This window comes from Ruminococcus sp. OM04-4AA (genome assembly GCF_003462585.1).
Classification (GTDB): domain Bacteria; phylum Bacillota; class Clostridia; order Lachnospirales; family Lachnospiraceae; genus Mediterraneibacter; species Mediterraneibacter faecis.
Window position 1 is genome coordinate 1 of sequence record NZ_QTZH01000174.1, and the last position, 629, is coordinate 629.

At 28.3% G+C, this 629-nt stretch carries 1 protein-coding gene; it reads right to left on the bottom strand.

From position 1 onward, the window contains the following. Window positions 1–629: hypothetical protein (locus DXB52_RS16305; RefSeq protein WP_181989247.1), on the bottom strand; the 629-nt coding region annotated here is incomplete at both ends.

The following is a 629-nucleotide window of genomic DNA, read 5'->3' on the forward strand; positions in this document are numbered from 1 at the left end:
ATTAAGAGAATAAAAATCTTCTTTTGTTTTAAAGTGGTTTGATAACTTCTTCTTGCACAAGCTAAATTATTTGAAATAATTTGAGATTTTGATTCATATGCAATTAACTCTTTTTGAACATTAGTATTGTTCTCCTCAATTTTTTGATTTTCTTTTTTTACATTTTTCTTTGAACCAGATATTATCCCACACAAAAAAAGTAGTAAAAATCCACCACCCGCACCTATGATAATGCAATTTAAAAGTAGTTTAACCGCGCCAATTCCGGGATTTGTTATTATATATATATATATTATCCTATCTATAAACGGGATTGAAAAATGCATTATATCACATATTCCAGCTATAATATACAGTGCTACAGCAACCAATCCAGATATTCCTATTAATGGTGGTACTACACATATTCCCCACCCAATAGCACCTGCTATATAATCAATCCAACCAAATTTCTTGAATTCTTTTTTTTCATTTTCTTTGTTTTTTCTTTGATAATTTATATGTGACAGCTTTTGCTCTAAGTTGTCACATAACAATTTTTGTTCATAACACGATAATTCCAAATCTTTTTGTTCATAACACGATAATTCCAAATCTTTTGCTTTTGATACATATTCTTTTAAAAGAGC